The sequence below is a fragment of the Enterobacter sp. K16B genome, assembly GCF_020216105.1.
Classification (GTDB): Bacteria; Pseudomonadota; Gammaproteobacteria; order Enterobacterales; family Enterobacteriaceae; genus Enterobacter; species Enterobacter sichuanensis.
Genome location: NZ_JAIWJZ010000144.1, coordinates 1 through 17,387 on the forward strand (window position 1 = coordinate 1; position 17,387 = coordinate 17,387).

General features: G+C 58.3%; 15 protein-coding genes. 11 read left to right on the forward strand and 4 right to left on the reverse strand.

Going from position 1 to position 17,387, the window contains the following annotated elements; all coding sequences use genetic code 11:
- Positions 1 to 389: 389 nt before the first annotated feature.
- The 8 genes from LDK53_RS21100 (at position 390) to LDK53_RS21135 (ending at position 10,570) form a co-directional block, all read left to right on the forward strand.
- The gene (locus LDK53_RS21100) at positions 390 to 2,099 is read left to right on the forward strand and encodes an ABC-F family ATP-binding cassette domain-containing protein (RefSeq protein WP_225287988.1); all 1,710 of its coding nucleotides are present in this window, start codon (positions 390 to 392) and stop codon (positions 2,097 to 2,099) included.
- 196 nt (positions 2,100 to 2,295) lie between these two features.
- Positions 2,296 to 3,306: an alcohol dehydrogenase AdhP gene (gene adhP, locus LDK53_RS21105; protein WP_032647362.1), complete on the forward strand. Its 1,011-nt coding sequence runs from the start codon at positions 2,296 to 2,298 to the stop codon at positions 3,304 to 3,306.
- 149 nt (positions 3,307 to 3,455) lie between these two features.
- The gene (locus LDK53_RS21110) at positions 3,456 to 5,075 is read left to right on the forward strand and encodes a TIGR04028 family ABC transporter substrate-binding protein (RefSeq protein WP_045286731.1); all 1,620 of its coding nucleotides are present in this window, start codon (positions 3,456 to 3,458) and stop codon (positions 5,073 to 5,075) included.
- 10 nt (positions 5,076 to 5,085) lie between these two features.
- Positions 5,086 to 6,030, forward strand: coding sequence for an ABC transporter permease (locus LDK53_RS21115; RefSeq protein ID WP_225287989.1), 945 nt, complete (start codon positions 5,086 to 5,088; stop codon positions 6,028 to 6,030).
- Entirely contained in the window at positions 6,027 to 6,878 is an 852-nt protein-coding gene (locus LDK53_RS21120; protein ID WP_095448993.1) for an ABC transporter permease, read from the forward strand. The genes LDK53_RS21115 and LDK53_RS21120 overlap by 4 nt, the downstream gene beginning before the upstream one ends.
- Positions 6,875 to 8,482, forward strand: coding sequence for a dipeptide ABC transporter ATP-binding protein (locus LDK53_RS21125; protein WP_225287990.1), 1,608 nt, complete (start codon positions 6,875 to 6,877; stop codon positions 8,480 to 8,482). The genes LDK53_RS21120 and LDK53_RS21125 overlap by 4 nt, the downstream gene beginning before the upstream one ends.
- Positions 8,479 to 9,468, forward strand: coding sequence for a putative FMN-dependent luciferase-like monooxygenase (locus tag LDK53_RS21130; RefSeq protein WP_225287991.1), 990 nt, complete (start codon positions 8,479 to 8,481; stop codon positions 9,466 to 9,468). The genes LDK53_RS21125 and LDK53_RS21130 overlap by 4 nt, the downstream gene beginning before the upstream one ends.
- A 10-nt stretch (positions 9,469 to 9,478) precedes the next feature.
- Positions 9,479 to 10,570 carry an alkylhydroperoxidase domain protein gene (locus LDK53_RS21135; RefSeq protein ID WP_225287992.1) on the forward strand — a complete coding sequence of 364 codons (1,092 nt, stop codon included), beginning with the start codon at positions 9,479 to 9,481 and terminating at the stop codon, positions 10,568 to 10,570.
- Positions 10,571 to 10,576: 6 nt separating this feature from the next.
- On the opposite strand, the gene araJ is transcribed toward LDK53_RS21135, so the two are convergent.
- On the reverse strand, positions 10,577 to 11,752 hold the full coding sequence (gene araJ / locus LDK53_RS21140; protein ID WP_225287993.1) for an MFS transporter AraJ: 1,176 nt from the start codon (positions 11,750 to 11,752) through the stop codon (positions 10,577 to 10,579).
- A 166-nt stretch (positions 11,753 to 11,918) separates the two neighbouring features.
- Here araJ and ppk2 point away from each other — a divergent pair, with 166 nt between their 5' ends.
- The 3 genes from ppk2 (at position 11,919) to LDK53_RS21155 (ending at position 13,351) form a co-directional block, all read left to right on the forward strand.
- Positions 11,919 to 12,737 carry a polyphosphate kinase 2 gene (gene ppk2 / locus LDK53_RS21145; RefSeq protein ID WP_225287994.1) on the forward strand — a complete coding sequence of 273 codons (819 nt, stop codon included), beginning with the start codon at positions 11,919 to 11,921 and terminating at the stop codon, positions 12,735 to 12,737.
- Between the two features lie 102 nt (positions 12,738 to 12,839).
- Entirely contained in the window at positions 12,840 to 13,028 is a 189-nt protein-coding gene (locus LDK53_RS21150; RefSeq protein WP_225287995.1) for a hypothetical protein, read from the forward strand.
- Positions 13,028 to 13,351 carry a CcdB family protein gene (locus tag LDK53_RS21155; RefSeq protein WP_225287996.1) on the forward strand — a complete coding sequence of 108 codons (324 nt, stop codon included), beginning with the start codon at positions 13,028 to 13,030 and terminating at the stop codon, positions 13,349 to 13,351. The genes LDK53_RS21150 and LDK53_RS21155 overlap by 1 nt, the downstream gene beginning before the upstream one ends.
- A 51-nt stretch (positions 13,352 to 13,402) precedes the next feature.
- Here LDK53_RS21155 and fdnI read toward each other — a convergent pair whose 3' ends face one another.
- The 3 genes from fdnI to fdnG form a co-directional block, all read right to left on the reverse strand.
- On the reverse strand, positions 13,403 to 14,059 hold the full coding sequence (gene fdnI, locus LDK53_RS21160; protein ID WP_045286741.1) for a formate dehydrogenase-N subunit gamma: 657 nt from the start codon (positions 14,057 to 14,059) through the stop codon (positions 13,403 to 13,405).
- Entirely contained in the window at positions 14,052 to 14,933 is an 882-nt protein-coding gene (fdxH, locus tag LDK53_RS21165; protein ID WP_225287997.1) for a formate dehydrogenase subunit beta, read from the reverse strand. The genes fdnI and fdxH overlap by 8 nt, the downstream gene beginning before the upstream one ends.
- Before the next feature lie 11 nt (positions 14,934 to 14,944).
- Positions 14,945 to 17,387, reverse strand: a 2,443-nt coding sequence (fdnG, locus tag LDK53_RS21170) for a formate dehydrogenase-N subunit alpha (protein ID WP_225287998.1), incomplete at its 5' end; no start/stop codon positions are given.

Genomic DNA, 17,387 nt, shown 5'->3' on the forward strand with positions numbered 1-17,387 from the left:
TTCATTTTCCTGAAACAACCTTCGTCGCTTTCGGTAAAAAAATTACTGGGGATTCCTCACCCCAAAGGGAGAGGGAATGGTTCCGAGCCCACAATATGCATCACACATTCACGCCCCACTAGCCAAACCCCTTTTCCCCCGCTACACTCCTTTCATCCATTAACCCACTGAATATATAAGGAGGCCAATTATGCTGTACTGTGAAATTTTCAATGTTTCACATACATTTGGTGATCGCACCTGCTCAAGCGTTATCGGTATCGTGCTGCGATAACTTCTGCTTGAGCGAAGACACCAACCCCTGAAATCCCTTCTCTCGGGCTTACTGAGTTATCGTCAGCGATGTTTGACGAGGCATAAACATGCCTGTAACTCTTGGGTAAGCAACAATGAGCACTTTACTCACTGCACAATCTTTACGCGTTGATACGGCGTTTGGCACGCTCTTCGACTCTCTCTCCTTTACGCTGAAAAAAGGCGACCGCATTGGTCTGCTCGGCGACAACGGCTGTGGCAAAAGTACGCTGCTGAAGGTGCTGGACGGCACTGACTCTCCTGCTGCCGGGACGGTAGCGCTGGCCGGGCACTGCCTGATGGCGCGCGTGGAACAACATCTGCCGGAGGCGATTCATCCGCTGACCATGCTGGATGCCGTCCTGGCCCGCTTGCCCTCTGCGGAACGCGACAGCCTGCGCTGGAAAGCTGAAACGCTGCTGGCGGGCATGGGCTTTACGCCGCAGGATATGGCGCTGCACGCCGCCACGCTCAGCGGCGGTCAGCACACCCGCCTGCTGCTGGCGCGGGCGCTGATCCACGAGCCGGACCTGCTCCTGCTTGATGAACCCAGCAACCACCTGGACCTGCCAACCATGCTCTGGCTGGAGCACTTTTTACAGCACTGGTCAGGCAGTTTCGTGCTGGTCTCACATGACAGACAACTGCTGGATGCCGTCACCAACGGCAGCTGGATCCTGCGCGATAAAACGCTGCACTACTTTGCCCTTCCCTGCACGGCGGCACGCAAGGCGCTGGAAGCCAGGGATGAAAGCGACGCGCAGCGCCACAAGGCGGAGCAAAAGGAGATCGACCGCGTGACCGCCAGCGCGAAGCGGCTGGCGACCTGGGGCAAGGTTTACGACAATGAAGACCTGGCCCGCAAAGCCAAACAGATGGAAAAACAGGTCGAACGCCTGAAAGAGAGCCAGACCGCACTCACGGCGGGTAGCCCGTGGACGTTAAGCCTGCGCGGTGACGCGCTGCGGGCAGACCGTCTGCTGGAGATGGAAAACCTCGGCGTCCCGCCTGCGCCAGGGCTACCGCCGCTGTTTAACATCGAAACGGCGCGGCTGAAAAGCGGCGATCGCGTGGCGATTGTCGGGCGTAACGGCTGCGGTAAATCGTCGTTAATGAAGCTAATCTGGCGACATTTTACCGATGAACCGACGGACAGCGGGCTGAAAATCCATCCGCGCGTCTCGCCGGGCTATTACGATCAGACGCTGAACCAGCTGCCGGATGACGCCACGCTGCTTGATGCGCTGGAGCCTTTCGCGCCCGACCCGCAAAACCGGAAGATGGCGCTTATCAGCGCCGGGTTCCCGTGGTCCCGTCACGGGCAGAAAGTCAGCACGCTCAGCGGCGGCGAGCGTTCACGCCTGCTGTTTGTGGGCCTGACGCTCGCCCGCTATAGCCTGCTGATGCTGGATGAGCCAACCAACCATCTGGACATGGAAGGCAAAGAGGCGCTGGCAGAAACGCTGCAGCGGTTTGAAGGTGGTGTGCTGCTGGTCAGCCACGATCGTCAGTTAATTAGCCAAAGCTGCAACCGCTTCTGGCTGATAGAGGACGGTACGCTGAGCGAATGGCACGACGCGGAAGCGGTGTTTGCGCGGCTGCGTGAAAGCGCGGGGCTGGTAACGGCCACTGCGCCCGCTGCCGCCGCGACGGTTCAACCCTCGCCGTATGACGATCTGCTTGAACGGCTGGTCGCGCTGGAAACGCTGCTGGCAGACGATCTGGCGCGCAAACCGAAACATCAAAAACCGCAGCTTCAGGCGCAATGGCGTAAAGAGATAGAGGAGATAGAAGCACAGCTGTAAGTCTGCGCCCGGCGAGCGCCTCGCCGGGCCAGCATTTTCCCCCTTAATTATTAGAGGAACGCCGTATTCTTAATCTGAAATCGGATTAAATGATGACATTATGTTGCCGCAGCCTTGCATTACCAGGCTAATGTATTAATCCTTAAGGGGTATTACACCTGCTATGCAGATTCTTATCATGAACAAGGAGATACACATGAAGGCTGCTGTTGTCACTCAGGATCATCAGGTCAATGTCACCGAAAAAACCTTACGCCCGCTGAAGCACGGGGAAGCCCTGCTGAAGATGGAGTGCTGTGGCGTATGCCATACCGATCTTCACGTGAAGAACGGCGATTTCGGCGATAAAACCGGCGTGATCCTGGGCCATGAAGGGATTGGGATCGTCAAAGAGGTCGGCCCTGGCGTGAAATCGCTGAAAGTCGGCGATCGCGCGAGCGTGGCATGGTTTTTTGAAGGCTGTGGCCACTGCGAATACTGTAATACCGGCAACGAAACCCTGTGCCGCGATGTGAAAAACGCCGGTTACTCCGTGGATGGCGGCATGGCGGAAGAGTGCATCGTCACTGCGGATTACGCGGTAAAAGTGCCGGATGGTCTGGATTCGGCGGCGGCCAGCAGCATTACCTGCGCTGGCGTCACCACCTACAAAGCCGTGAAGGTATCGGGTATTAAACCGGGCCAGTGGATTGCCATTTACGGTCTGGGCGGGCTGGGTAACCTCGCGCTGCAGTACGCCAAAAACGTCTTTAATGCCAAAGTCATCGCCCTTGACGTTAACGACGAACAGTTGAAGCTGGCGGCCAGCATGGGCGCGGATTTAACCATCAACTCCCGCAGCGAAGATGCCGCGAAAATTGTGCAGGAAAAAACCGGCGGCGCGCATGCAGCCGTGGTGACGGCCGTGGCAAAAGCGGCGTTTAACTCGGCAGTGGATGCCGTGCGCGCCGGTGGCCGCGTGGTGGCGGTGGGTCTGCCACCGGAAGCCATGAGCCTCGATATTCCACGTCTGGTGCTGGACGGCATTCAGGTGGTCGGTTCCCTGGTCGGCACCCGTCAGGATCTGCAGGAGGCGTTCCAGTTCGCCGCGGAAGGCAAAGTGGTGCCTAAGGTCACGATGCGTCCGATCGAGGACATCAACGCCATCTTTAAAGAGATGGAACAGGGCCAGATCCGTGGCCGTATGGTGATCGACTTACGTTCATAATCGTCCACCTTTCATCACCGCTCCTCTCCGGGGCGGTTTTTTTATAGCCATTTTCCGGCAATCCTTATCTTAATTCCTTTGTTCCCTTGTTTTCCCCCGCGCCCGATGATGAATCCGACGCTAACAAGAAGATAACAAAGGAATTCACCATGCAAACCCCATTTCGTCTGCCGCTGCTGACGGCGTTAATTCTGACGACCACCGCAGCCTGGGCCGCTGATGCGCCCGTCAAAGGCGGCACGCTGATTTATCTGGAGCAACAGGCCCACACCAACCTCTATCCGCCTGCCGGTGGCTTTTACCCCAACGGCGGCATTCTGAACCAGATCACCGACAAACTGACCTGGCAGAACCCGAAAACGTTACAGGTTGAGCCCTGGGTGGCCGAAAGCTGGACCACCAACGCCGATAAAACCGAATACACCTTTAAACTTCGCCCTGGTATCACCTTCTCCGACGGCACGCCGCTGGACGCAAACGCCGTAGCGAAAAACTTTGATACCTACGGCTTAGGTAACAAAGCGCAGCGTCTACCGGTGTCCGAAGTGATCAATAACTACGATCGCAGCGAGGTGGTCGACCCGCTGACCGTCAAGTTCTACTTCAAAAAACCGTCGCCGGGTTTCCTGCAGGGCACTGCCACCATTGGCTCGGGTCTGGTCTCGCTCAGCACCCTGAAACGCAACTTTGAAGAGCTGGGGGATGCGCGCCACATCATTGGCTCCGGCCCGTTTGTGGTGAAAGACGAAAAGCTGGGGCGCGAAGTGACGCTTGAAGCCCGCAAAGATTACCAGTGGGGGCCAAAAAATCTGCCGCAGCAGGGTCCGGCCAATCTGGACGGCATCAAGTTTATCGTCACCCAGGAAGACAGCGTGCGCATCGGCGCTCTGCTGGCCGGTCAGGCGGATTTTATTCGTCAGGTACAGGCGTATGACGAAAAGCAGGCCACCGATCAGGGCTATAAAATCTATGCCGCCCCGACGCGTGGGGTGAACGACAGCATCAGCTTCCGCCCGGACAACCCGCTGGTTTCCGACGTTCGCGTTCGACAGGCGCTGCTGCACGCCACCAATGCGAAACAGGTGGTCGAAACCCTCTTCTCGGCTAACTATCCGCAGGCGAAGTCCGTGATTGCCGGTTCTGCCGCAGGCTTTGTCGATCTCAGCGACAAACTGACCTTTGACCCGGCAAAAGCCAACCAGCTGCTCGATGAGGCAGGCTGGAAAGCAGGCAGCGACGGCATTCGCGCGAAAGACGGCCAGCGGCTGGCGCTGACGGTCTATGAATCATTGCCGCAGCCGCAAAACAAAGAGGTGCTGCAGCTGGTTGCCCAGCAGTGGCGGCAGGTGGGCGTGGCCCTGAGCGTCAAGGCTGGTGACGCAGGCAGCCGCACGCTGGATAACCTTGACCCGCTGAAAACCCCGTTAACCGTCTCCGAAGTCGGCCGCGCCGATCCGGATGTGGTGAAGAGTATGTTCTACCCCGCTAACCGCGACGCGCTGCTGCAAAAAGGCGGCTCCAGCGACAAGGTTAAAAACTTCCGCGACGACAAGCTGAATGCGCTGCTGGTAAACATCTCTGCGGAAGTCGATCCGCAAAAACGCCTGCAGCTGACGGGCGACGCCCAGCGCTATCTGCTGGATAACGCCTACGTCATCCCGATCTTCGAGGAGCCGCAGGTCTTTGCCGGCGCCCCGTGGCTGAAAGGCGTGAATTTCGAAGCGGTAGGCCGCCCGTCGTTCTACGGCGCGTGGATTGAGAAACACTGAGGAGCTGACGATGCGCCACGCACTTCTTCAACGTTTCGGGCATGGGCTGCTGGTGCTGTGGGCCGCCTTTACCCTCTCGTTCGTGTTGCTCCAGGTTCTGCCGGGCGACGCGGTGCTGATTAAATTTCAGAACCCGGACCTGGGCTTAAGCCCGGCGCAAATCGAGGAGATGCGCGTGGCCTACGGCGCGGACAGTCCGCTGTGGCAGCAGTATGGCCATACGCTGCTGGCGATGCTGCAAGGAGATTTCGGCTACTCGTTACAGGCAGGCGTGCCGGTCAGTGAGCTGATTGCCAGCAATCTGCCGGATACCCTGAGCCTCGCCCTGCCCGCCTTTTTACTCGCGGTTGTGCTGGCCTTCGCACTGGCCTTTGCGTCGCGGCTGCCGGGCCTGCGCTGGTTGAGCAATACCTTCCAGTCTCTCCCGGTCCTGTTTATCTCCTTACCGACGTTCTGGCTGGGGATTGCCCTGATCCAGCTTTTTTCTTTTCAACTGCGGCTGATCCCGGTGATTAACCCGACGCCGTTACAGGGGCTGATCCTGCCCATCGTCACCGTCGCCATCCCCATCTCCGCCCCGCTGGCACAAATCCTGATGCGCAGCCTGGACCAGGTGGCGACCCAGCCGTTTGTCGCCGTTGCCCGGGCCAAAGGGCTGAGTGAAACCGCTGTCCTGTGGCGTCACGTGACCGGCAACGCCCTGCTGCCGGTGCTGAATATTGCCGGGCTGCTGCTGGGCGAGCTGATTGCCGGTGCGCTGATCACCGAAACCGTTTTTGGCCGCAGCGGGCTGGGGCAACTGACCCAGCAGGCGGTCAATAACCAGGACATCGCCGTGCTTCAGGCGGTGGTGATGATTTCCGCGCTCGGTTTTGTCCTGATCAATCTGCTGGTGGATCTGCTGATGCCGCTGCTGGATCCCCGGCTGCAACCCCTTTCCGGAGGTACTTCATGAGTCTGGTCGATTACGCTGCCGCCGCGCGTAAACGCGTCCCCGCCTGGCAGGGCGTCGCGTGGCAGCCCGGACTGTGGCTGGCATGGGCGGTCATTGTGATTGCGATTTTCGCCGCCGTGGCGCCGGGCCTGTTAACCCACTACAGTCCGATTGAGGGCATCGCGGGCGCACAGCGTCTGGCCCCGCAGGCCGGCCACTGGCTCGGCACCGATCAGCTTGGCCGCGATGTTTACACCCGTATTGTATATGGTGCGTCCCACTCCCTGAGCGCGGCGCTGGCCGCCGTCACGATGGGTCTGCTGGTGGGCACCGGTTTAGGGGTGGTTGCCGGGGCGTTCGCCGGACGCGTTGAGTCTTTCCTGATGCGTTTTGTCGACGTGCTGCTCTCCATCCCGTCCCTGCTGCTCTCGCTGACGGTGATCATTCTGCTCGGGTTTGGCACCGTTAATGCCGCAATTGCGGTGGGCGTGGCTTCCATTGCCAGCTTCGCCCGCCTCGCGCGCGGTGAAGTGGTGCGCATCCGCCATACGGATTATGTCGAGGCGGCTTTTGGCAGCGGCGGGACGTTCCTGGCGGTGCTGTGGCGACATATCCTGCCTAACGCCTTAACCGCCGTCCTCGCCTTTGCCACGCTGCAGTTTGGTCAGGCCATCCTGGCACTCTCCACGCTGAGCTTTCTCGGCTACGGCACCCCGCCGCCCGTGCCGGAATGGGGCTTATTGATCGCCGAAGGCCGTAACTATCTCTCTACCGCCTGGTGGTTAACCACCTTCCCCGGTGTGGTGGTCATCGCCGTCGTGCTGGCGACCAACCGAATCAGCCAGCAGTTCAGCGGAGGCCCGAAATGACCGTACTCTCGGTAGAAAACCTGACCCTTAGCTACCGTACCGCTCGCCAGTGGCGGGAGGTAGTGCATAACGTTAGCTTCACGCTTCGTCGGGGGGAAATGCTGGCACTTGTCGGTGAATCCGGCTCCGGCAAAACGACCACGGCGCAGGCGATCATCGGTCTGCTGGCCGACAACGCACGGCGTGATGCGGGAAAAATCGTGCTCAACGGTGAGGAGATAAGCCAGTGGTCCGCTAAGCGTCTCGATACCCTCCGCGGGGCACGCATCAGCCTGGTACCGCAGGATCCGGGAAATTCGCTCAACCCGGTAAAAACCATCGGCGCGCAGGTTGGCGAAATTATTCAGCTGCACCAAAAGGTTACGGCACTCCAGCGCGACGAGCAGGTGCTCGCCCTGCTGACAAAGGTCGGCCTGAGCCATCCCGAGCAGCGCATGAAGCAATATCCCCATCAGCTCTCCGGCGGGATGAAACAGCGGGTGTTGATTGCCATCGCGATAGCGCTGCGCCCGGACGTCATCATTGCCGACGAGCCCACCAGCGCGCTGGACGTAACCGTACAAAAACGCATTCTTGACCTGCTGGATCTCCTGCGCCGGGAATCGGGGACCGCCGTCCTGTTTGTTACCCACGATCTGGCACTGGCCGCTGAGCGCGCGGACCGGCTGCTGGTTTTCCGCGATGGTGAGGTTCAGGAGCAGGGAAACACCGCCGATATCGTCCGTACGCCGCAGCACGCCTACACCCGCCAGCTGCTGAGCGATCTCCAGGGCCAGCGCCTGACCATCGCCCCGGTGGCCGGTCTGCCGCTTGCGTCACCGGCCATTCGCGCCCGCGCCATCAGCAAACGTTTCTCGCTGGGCAAAGGCCATCAGCTGCAGGCGCTGGATCAGGTGACGTTCGACGTCAGGCGTGGCAGCACGCATGCCCTGGTGGGTGAGTCGGGCTCCGGTAAAACCACCCTTGCCCGTATTTTGCTGGGCTTTGAACAGGCCGACAGCGGTCAGGTCATTATTGACGATATTGATGCCACCACGCTCAGCCGCGAGGCCCGTCGCCAGCTGCGCCAGAAGATCCAGTTTGTCTACCAGAACCCGTTTGCCTCGCTCGACCCGCGTCAGACCCTGTTTGAGATTATCGAAGAGCCGCTGAAGAACTTTTCCCGCCTGCGCAAAGCGGAGCGCAAAATCCGGGTGGAGACCGTGGCGCAGCGGGTGGCCTTGCCCGTCGACCTCCTGACCCGTACCGCCCGTGAGCTGTCAGGCGGGCAGCGCCAGCGCGTGGCCATCGCCCGGGCGCTGATCCTGGAGCCGACCATTCTGGTGCTGGACGAAGCCACCTCCGCGGTGGATGTCACCGTTCAGGCGCAGATCCTGGCGTTGCTGCAGCAACTGCAGCAGCAGCTGGGGTTGACCTATCTCTTCATTACGCACGATCTCTCCACCGTGCGCCGGATCGCTCACAGCGTCACGGTGCTGCGCAGCGGTCAGGTGGTTGAGCACGGTGACGTCGGAACCTTGTTCGCTGCGCCGCAGAACGCCTATACCCGCGAACTGATTGACGCCATTCCCCATTTTTCACCCGCTACGGAGGAATTCGCATGACGCGAAAACGCCTGGGGTTTTTCACCCGCCTGCTTGACGATGCCACACCGAAGGTGCGCTATCGTCTGGCCACAGAACAGATCCGCCACGCTGAACGCCACGGCTTTGACAGCGCCTGGATTGCGCAGCACCACTTCCATGAAAGTGAAGGCGGTTTGCCGTCGCCATTGCTGTTCCTGGCCCACGTTGCGGCGCATACCGAAACCATCCGTCTGGGCACGGCCATTATTACCCTGCCGATGGAAAACCCGCTGCGCGTGGCGGAAGATGCCGCGGTGCTTGATTTACTCGCCGATGGACGTCTTGAAGTCGGGCTGGGGTCAGGCGGCACGCCCATCTCATTCCTGCCATTCGGCCTGACGTTTGAGGCGCGCGCAGCCGCGTTTGCCGAGAACCTGCACGTGCTCCAGAGCGCCTGGCGTGGGGATTCGCTCGCCCATCCGGATAACCACTTATACCCACCAGCACCGCAGCTGGCTGACCGCATCTGGATTGCCACCTTCTCCGTGGAGGGGGCCGTGCGGGCAGCTCAGGCCGGACACGGCTTAATGCTCTCGCGCACGCAGCCCCGCCCGGCAGACCAGCCTGATCTCACGCTCGACGCTATCCAGAACCCGATAGTGGATGCCTACCTTGAGGCGCTACCGGCGGGCATCGCACCGCGCATTCTTGCCTCACGTACCGCGTTCGTCGCCGACAGCGATGACTATGCGCTGAAAGTAGCGACGCCGGGTCTCACGAAACAGGCACAGCAGCATCGCGCTGCCGGACACGCGGTTAAAGGTGACACCGTCACGGATTATCGTCGTCAGTTTGACGCCCATATCGGTTCACCCGACACGGTACTGCGCTCACTGCACGCCGATTCCATTCTCAGGCGCGCCACGGATATCTCGTTCCAGGTCCATTCGGTCGAGCCCACGCACCGCGACACCCTACGCTCCATTGAACTGATTGCCGAACATATTGCCCCCCACATTCTTTGAGGAGAGACCTATGTCATTAAGTCAGGATATTCTTGCCGAGCTGGCGGAAATTAAACCCGGTTCCCCTCTGGCAGAGGCGCGCGCCACGCGGGACGCCGCCACGCGCCATGCGCAGGGCAGCTATGAAATCCTCTTTAGCCAGCAGGATGAAGATTTTGCACTCGACGAGCGTTTCGCCGTGGCGGCGAAAGTGGCCAGGTGGCACAACGCGGAGGCGCTGGCCGCGCACTACGCCGGGTTTGGCCTGGCTGACCCGACTTCAGCCCGCCTGACCCCGGCGCTGAACTTCGCGCGCCTGCTGACCTTCTCCCCCGTTGAAGCCACGCCGGCGGCGCTAAAGGCGCTGACCCAGGCAGGATGGAGCAAGGAAGGCATTGTCACTCTGGCGCAGCTTATCGCGTTTGTCAGCTTCCAGAGCCGACTGATCGCCGGACTGCGTCTGCTGAACGACAGGCCCGTTGCCACAAGCGATGCACCGGTGGCCGCGGGTATCTGGCATACAACGCCAACCACGGTCACCGGGAAGGCGGCACCCGTCGCCTTCACCCAGCAGGAGCTGGGCTGGGAGCCATGGATAGCCGCCAAACCACTGGCGGAGTTCCGTGACGATGAGGTGGCGATCCTGGCGAAATTTGGCCACACGGACTCCGACTATTTCCGCCTGCTGGGGCGCAACCTGCCGGTGCTTGAACAGCGGACGCTGACGGATAAAGGGATTTTTTATACGCCGGGAGGATTGCCGCGCGCCGAGCGTGAGCTGGCTGCAACGGTCGCCAGTAAAATCAACGGCTGCATCTACTGCGCATCTGTCCATGCGCGTAAAGCCAGCCAGCTGTCTAAGGATGACGGCGCGGTGGAAGCACTGCTGGCGGTACGTCCCGGGCAATCCCTCAGTGAGGGACAGTCTGCGCGCTGGCAGGCGGAAATTAACTTCGCGGCGGCGCTGTCGGTTACACCGCCTGCCGCCACGCCGCTGCACCTTGCCGACCTGGAAAAAGAGGGGCTGGATACCTTAGCGCAGCTTGACCTGGTGCAGTCCGCGGCGTTCTTCGCATGGGCTAACCGCCTGATGCTGACCTTGGGCGAGCCCTGGCTTGCCTGACCCGTTTCAGGCTAGCGCGCGAGCGTTAGCCTGAGCCTCTCTGGCCCGCAGATAACCGTAGATCAGCAGCGCACTCATGGCCGAAAACGAGAGGAACGCCGCAGGCAGCGTGACGTAGCGCCAGCTAAAGCCGAGGGTAATCATCATTCCGCCGAAGTATGCGCCAATCGCGCTGCCGAGATTAAACGCCATCTGCCCGCCTGCGGCCCCCAGCATCTCCCCGCCCTTCGCATTTTGCAGCAGCAGGATTTGCAGTGGCGCAGAGAGCGCGAACAGGCCAGCGCAGCAGATAAAGCCCATCACCAGCGAGGCCGTTTTCAGTTCGCCAAAGGCGAAAAGCAGAAGCAGCGAGGCGACAATCACCATGTCGGTGGTGGCCGCAATGCGCAGCGGACTAAAACGCCCCGAGAGCTTACCGCTCAGCAGATTGCCCAACACCATACCCAGGCCCATCAGCATCATGATGAGGGTCATCGCCCCTTCTTCGATGCCCGACACGTTGACCATAAACGGTTTAACGAAGCTGAACCAGGCAAACACGCCAGCGTTGCCAAACATCGTGGCGGCAAAAATCAGCCAGGGTTCGGGCTTCTTCAGAAACTGGAACTGCTCGGTCAATTTAATTTCTGATTTGTCATGAATATCCGGCACCCAGAGCAGCACCGAGAGGATCACCAGCGCATTGAACGCGGCAATCACGAAAAAGGTATAGCGCCAGCTGAACTGATGCCCAAGCCAGGTGCCCAGCGGAACGCCCATCAGGTTGGCCACCGTCATGCCTGCGATCATCCCGGCCACCGCGACCGTTACCTTCCCCGGTGGCGCAATTTTCGAGAGGATAATTGCCCCGACACCGAAAATCGCGCCGTGAGGGAATCCTGAAATTAAGCGCCCCGTCGCCAGCCAGAAATATGTCGTTGAAAAGGTAAACAGGGCGTTTCCGACCGCGGACATCGCCACCAGAAACAACAGCGTGGTTTTTAACGAGAATTTGCCGGAAAACAGCGCCACAATCGGCGCGCCGATGACGACGCCGAAGGCATAAAACGAAATCATATTTCCGGCTGAGGGAATGGAGATACCCGTGTCCTGCGCCAGTTCGGTCAGGACACCCATAATGCCAAATTCAGCCATTCCCAGGCCAAAGGTGCTCAGCGCTAATGAGAAAATTGTCTTTTTCATACCACAACCACGTGTGAAAAATTCGCAGCGGGCATTATTGAACAATCTTGTATGGTGAGCCAGTTCAAATCAGCTGGCTGACACGTTAATCCATTTATTCAGGTGGATTACACTTCATAGTGCGGCCTCGCTTTTTCTCGCGCCGGACAACCTGAGGATGACAATCATGGGAAGCAAAAAGAAAACCAGTGTCGCTGTTGAAGTCGAAGTGAATACACTGCTTAAAAATAAAGAGTATGAAAAAGAGCTCCGCCGCCTGCACGTTGAACTGGTTAAGCTCCAGCAATGGGTCGTCGCCAAAGGATTAAAAGTGTGTATCGTTTTTGAAGGTCGCGACGGCGCCGGTAAAGGCGGCACCATTAAAGCCATCACCGAGCGCGTCAGTCCTCGCATATTTCGCGTGGTTGCCCTCCCAGCCCCGACGGAAAAAGAAAAAAGCCAGCTCTACTTCCAGCGCTATGTGCCCCACCTGCCTTCGGCAGGCGAAATCGTGATCTTCGATCGCAGTTGGTACAACCGTGCGGGCGTGGAGCGGGTCATGGGATTCTGCACGGAGGAACAGGTGGAGAAATTTTTGGACGGCGCGCCGGTCATGGAAAAAGCGATGGTCGATGCCGGCATTATCCTGCTGAAATACTGGCTGGAGGTGACGCCGAAGGAGCAGGAGCGCCGCCTGCGCGACCGGATTAACGATGGTCGTAAGATATGGAAGCTTTCGCCGATGGACATTAAGTCCTTTAACCTGTGGGACGAGTACACTCTCGCACGCGACGCCATGTTTGAAGCCACCGATACCGCCTGGGCACCGTGGTTTGTGGCACGTTCAGAAGATAAAAAACGCGTGCGCCTGAATATTATTTCGCACCTGCTTTCGCAGATCCCGTATAAAGAACTGCACGTTGAAAAGGTCGATTTACCGAAACGTAAAATTGGTAAAGTGAAGCCAACGAAATATCCGTTCCGGTATGTGGAAGAGCGGTTTTGATATAACTGGAAGACGTCTCGCAGAATATAGATTACCAGGGGAAACGGTATTGTTTTTTGTTGGCTGCGGTTGATAATGGCCGCACCAACAAAGGAGGTAAAAATGAAACCAAACCGAAGCAAAGACCATGGCAAAAGGGAACGCCTGGCGGGCGGAGTATCCCGTGCAGCCCAGACACCAGAGGCGCGGAGAAGACAGCATCAGCAAGATAAAGAATTCATAAGAGTGATAAATGAATTTACGGCTAAAGCGGGATTATTATCAGACGATCCTTTCTTTGGAGGGATTTAATGTGTTTTCAGTTTGACGTTTACCGTAATCCTTCAGAGAGAACACGCGACTATCAGCCTTATTTTATGATAATTCAACATGACTATTATGATGACTTATCAACAAGACTGATTATTCCACTGAGTTACCATAGCTATTTACGTGGGCATATCAACGCTGCGATGCCTTTAGTGAACATTGATTTTGAGCGATACTTCCTTAATACCGCTGGCATAACACACGTGGAGAAAAAGAAACTAAACAATAAAAATTATGTATGCAATTTACGCAGCGCGAGAAGTACTGTGATTGCGGCGATAGATGCGTTAGTAACCAATACATAATGTAGGCCCGCGCAAGCGCAGCGCCGCCGGGCACAGCCGACGGCGCAGGTCTTACTTCAACCCTTCCGTACTTTCCTGTTTCGCTTCCAGCCGCTCCACATCACGATACCAGCGCGGGTGATGTTTCTGCGCCCAGCGACGACTCACCTTCCCTTCAATCATCCCTTTAATCGATCCTTTTACCCAGAACGCCATATACATATGGATCAGAATGGCATGAATCAGAATGATGGCTGACGTCGCATGGATCAGCAGCGCGTAGCGCACCACTTGAATCGGGAAATACGGCGCGAAATAGGGTCGCCAGATCATTACCCCGGTCACCAGCAGCACAAAAATCATGCTCATGATGGTCCAGAACATCATTTTCTGCCCGGCATTGTATTTCCCCACTTTCGCGACGTGATGCTCGTTGCCCTTCAGGACTTCAACAATCCCTTTCACCCACGGAATGTCCTGCTTGTCCGGGATATTGTGATGAACAAAGCGCACGAACATAAACATCAGCACCACGAAAATCAGCACACCGAAGAACGGGTGCAGAATGCGCCCCATTTGCGGGGTACCGAAGGTTTCGGTTAGCCACTGCAGCGTCGGGAAGAAGAACGAAATCCCCGACACCGCCACCAGGAAGAAGCAGATCACAACCGTCCAGTGACAGGCGCGGTCGATAAACTTCGTGCGCACAATCATTTTCGACTTACTCATGATGCTCCTCCTCGTCATCCACCTCTTTGTTTGGCCCGATACCGATATAGTGATAAATCAGCCCCGCAAAGGTGGCGATAAAGCCCGCCGCAGAGAGCGGTTTAAGCGCTCCTTTCCACAGGTTAATGGACGTATCGATAGCCGGATCCTTCGGCAGATTGTGGTAAAGCGCCGGCTGGTCGCTATGGTGCAGTACATACATCACGTGCGTACCGCCCACGCCCTGCGGGTTATAGATGCCCGCATTTTCATAGCCGCGTGCTTTCAGCTTATCCACCCGCGCCTGCGCCACATCCAGCATCTCTTTTTTGGTGCCAAAGTGAATCGCACCGGTAGGACACGTCTTCACGCAGGCAGGCTCCTGTCCGACGCTGACCCGATCCACGCACAGGGTACATTTGTATACCCGGTTATCCTCTTTATTGAGTCGCGGCACATTGAACGGACAGCCCGCAATGCAATAGCCGCAGCCGATGCAGTTGTCCTGCTGGAAGTCGACGATCCCGTTGGCGTACTGAATAATCGCCCCGGCGGACGGGCACGCCTTCAGGCAGCCCGGATCCTCACAGTGCATACAGCCGTCTTTACGGATCAACCACTCCAGCCTGCCGTTCTGCTCGGTTTCGCTAAAGCGCATCACCGTCCAGGACTTAGCGCTCAGATCCGCCGGGTTGTCATAAACCCCAACGCAGTGTCCCACCTCGTCGCGGATATCGTTCCACTCCGAACAGGCCACCTGGCAGGCCTTACAGCCCACGCAGGAGGAGACATCGATCAGCTTGGCGACCTCTGCCTTGTAATCCCGCGCGCGAGGCGCAGGGGTGATCGGGTTGGTCGCGGAGCGTTTAATCACGTCTTGTGTTTCCATCGCCATTTACTCGCTCCTTATGCTTTCTCGATGTTGACCAGAAACGCCTTGTACTCCGGCGTTTGCGAGTTGGCATCGCCGACGTTCGGCGTCAGGGTATTGGCGATGTAGCCTTTCTGCGCCACCCCTTCAAAACCCCAGTGCAGCGGGATACCGACGGTTTCCACCTCTTGACCGTTCACGTTCAGCGTCTGCAGACGACGCGTCACCACCGCCACCGCGCGAATAAAGCCTCGCTTGCTGCTCACCTTCACCCGGTCGCCATTGGCGATCCCTTTCGCTTTCGCCAGCGTTTCGCTTATCTCCACAAACTGTTCCGGCTGTGCGATAGCATTGAGCCGCGCATGCTTGGTCCAGGTGTGGAAATGCTCGGTCAGGCGGTAGGTTGTCCCCACGTACGGGAATTTGTCCTTTTTGCCTAAGCGCAGCACATCGTCTTCGTAGATTCGCACCACCGGGCTTGAGATGACGTTCGGGTGCAGCGGGTTTGTGCCGAGCGGCGTTTCCATCGGCTCGTAGTGCTCCGGGAATGGACCTTCCGCCAGTTTGTCGAGGGCAAACAGGCGCCCCAGCCCTTCCGGCTGCATGATAAATGGTCCGGTGTTGCTGCCCGGCGCGGCGGTGTTGTAGTCCGGGATATCGTTCCCCGTCCACTTCGCCCCGTTCCACTGGATCAGCATGCGCTGCGGATCCCACGGCTTGCCGTTGATATCTGCGGACGCGCGGTTGTACAGCACGCGACGGTTAAGCGGCCATGCCCAGGCCCAGCCCAGCGTGTTACCCAGCCCGGAAGGATCGGCATTATCACGGTTGGCCATCTGGTTACCCTGCTCCGTCCAGCTGCCGGCGTAGATCCAGCAGGAGGACGCCGTCGTCCCGTCATCGCGCAGCAGTGCGAAGCTGTTCAACAGCTGGCCTTTTTTCGCCACCAGGGTGCCGTTGGCGTCATAAAGATCCGCCAGCGCCACGCCGTTGTTCTCTTTCGCGACCTCTTCGGACTCCGGGCGATCCGGCTGTTTATAGCTCCAGCTCATCTTCAACAGCGGTTCAGCGCCTTTGCCGCCTTCGGTGCGGTACATTTCGCGCAGGCGATGGTAAATCCCGGCCAGGATCTCGCCGTCGTTACGTGCTTCCCCCGGCGCATCCTGACCTTTCCAGTGCCACTGCAGCCAGCGGCCGGAGTTGGCGATGGAGCCGTCCTCTTCCGCAAAACAGGTGGACGGCAGGCGGAACACTTCAGTCTGAATCGACGCCGGATCGACATCGTTCGCTTCCCCGTGGTTCTGCCAGAAGGTGGAGGTTTCTGTGACCAGCGGATCGATAACCACCATGTACTTCAGCTTGCTCAGGCTGCGTACCACTTTGTTTTTGTCCGGAAACGAGGCCACCGGGTTAAAGCCCTGGCAGATGTACCCTGTGACGTCGCCTTTATCCATCATGTTGAAATACCTGATGACGTCGTAAGCCTGGTCCCACTTCGGTAACCACTCAAAGCCCCAGTCGTTCTCTTTCTGCGCCGCATCGCCGTAGAAGGATTTCATCAGGCTGACGTAGAACTTCGGATAGTTGCTCCAGTAGTTCACCTGGTCCGGCAGCGTCGCTTTTGGCGTGTTCGCCGCCAGGTACGTTTGCAGATCCGCCTGCTTTTCAGACGGCAGCGTCAGATAGCCTGGCAGGCTGGTGGAGAGCAGGCCAAGGTCGGTCAGGCCCTGAATATTGGAGTGACCGCGCAGGGCATTCACGCCGCCGCCCGCCATGCCCATATTGCCGAGCAGCAGCTGGATCATCGCCATGGTGCGGATGTTCTGCGCGCCAACGGTATGCTGCGTCCAGCCCAGCGCATACAGGAACGTCGTGGTTCTGTCTGCGGCACTGGTGGAGGCCAGCACGTCACACACTTTCAGGAAGTCCGCTTTCGGCGTGCCGCAGATGTTCTCCACCACGTCCGGCGTGTAGCGTGACACGTGCTGTTTCAGCAGGTTCCATACGCAGCGCGGATGCGTCAGCGTTTCATCGCGCATCGCGTAGCCGTTTTCATCGAACTGATAGTTCCATGAGGACTTATCGTACTGGCGTTTTTCGGCATCATAGCCGCTAAACAGGCCGTCCTCAAAGGCAAAATCATCCCGCACCAGCAGGTTCGCGTTGGTGTAGTGCTTAACGTATTCCGCGTTAATTTTGTTGTTTTCTATCAGGTACCGCAGAACGCCAGAGAGGAACGTAATGTCCGTCCCGGAGCGAATCGGCGCATAGATATCCGCCACCGATGCCGTACGCGTAAAGCGCGGATCGACGACGATAAGCGTCGCATCGTTATTGTTTTTCGCTTCCATCGCCCAGCGGAAGCCCACCGGATGAGCCTCAGCGGCATTTCCGCCCATCACCACCACGACGTTTGCGTTTTTGATATCAACCCAGTGGTTGGTCATCGCACCGCGACCAAATGTTGGAGCAAGACTT

Excerpts from the sequence above, each read along its gene's own strand:
- LDK53_RS21100 (WP_225287988.1), top strand. The coding sequence starts at position 390 with ATGAGCACTTTACTCACTGCACAATCTTTACGCGTTGATACGGCGTTT.
- LDK53_RS21115 (WP_225287989.1), top strand. The coding sequence starts at position 5,086 with ATGCGCCACGCACTTCTTCAACGTTTCGGGCATGGGCTGCTGGTGCTG.
- LDK53_RS21150 (WP_225287995.1), top strand. The coding sequence starts at position 12,840 with ATGAAACCAAACCGAAGCAAAGACCATGGCAAAAGGGAACGCCTGGCG.
- LDK53_RS21155 (WP_225287996.1), top strand. The coding sequence starts at position 13,028 with ATGTGTTTTCAGTTTGACGTTTACCGTAATCCTTCAGAGAGAACACGC.
- LDK53_RS21125 (WP_225287990.1), top strand. The coding sequence starts at position 6,875 with ATGACCGTACTCTCGGTAGAAAACCTGACCCTTAGCTACCGTACCGCT.
- araJ (WP_225287993.1), bottom strand. The coding sequence starts at position 11,752 with ATGAAAAAGACAATTTTCTCATTAGCGCTGAGCACCTTTGGCCTGGGA.
- adhP (WP_032647362.1), top strand. The coding sequence starts at position 2,296 with ATGAAGGCTGCTGTTGTCACTCAGGATCATCAGGTCAATGTCACCGAA.
- LDK53_RS21135 (WP_225287992.1), top strand. The coding sequence starts at position 9,479 with ATGTCATTAAGTCAGGATATTCTTGCCGAGCTGGCGGAAATTAAACCC.
- LDK53_RS21110 (WP_045286731.1), top strand. The coding sequence starts at position 3,456 with ATGCAAACCCCATTTCGTCTGCCGCTGCTGACGGCGTTAATTCTGACG.
- fdxH (WP_225287997.1), bottom strand. The coding sequence starts at position 14,933 with ATGGCGATGGAAACACAAGACGTGATTAAACGCTCCGCGACCAACCCG.
- ppk2 (WP_225287994.1), top strand. The coding sequence starts at position 11,919 with ATGGGAAGCAAAAAGAAAACCAGTGTCGCTGTTGAAGTCGAAGTGAAT.
- fdnI (WP_045286741.1), bottom strand. The coding sequence starts at position 14,059 with ATGAGTAAGTCGAAAATGATTGTGCGCACGAAGTTTATCGACCGCGCC.
- LDK53_RS21130 (WP_225287991.1), top strand. The coding sequence starts at position 8,479 with ATGACGCGAAAACGCCTGGGGTTTTTCACCCGCCTGCTTGACGATGCC.
- LDK53_RS21120 (WP_095448993.1), top strand. The coding sequence starts at position 6,027 with ATGAGTCTGGTCGATTACGCTGCCGCCGCGCGTAAACGCGTCCCCGCC.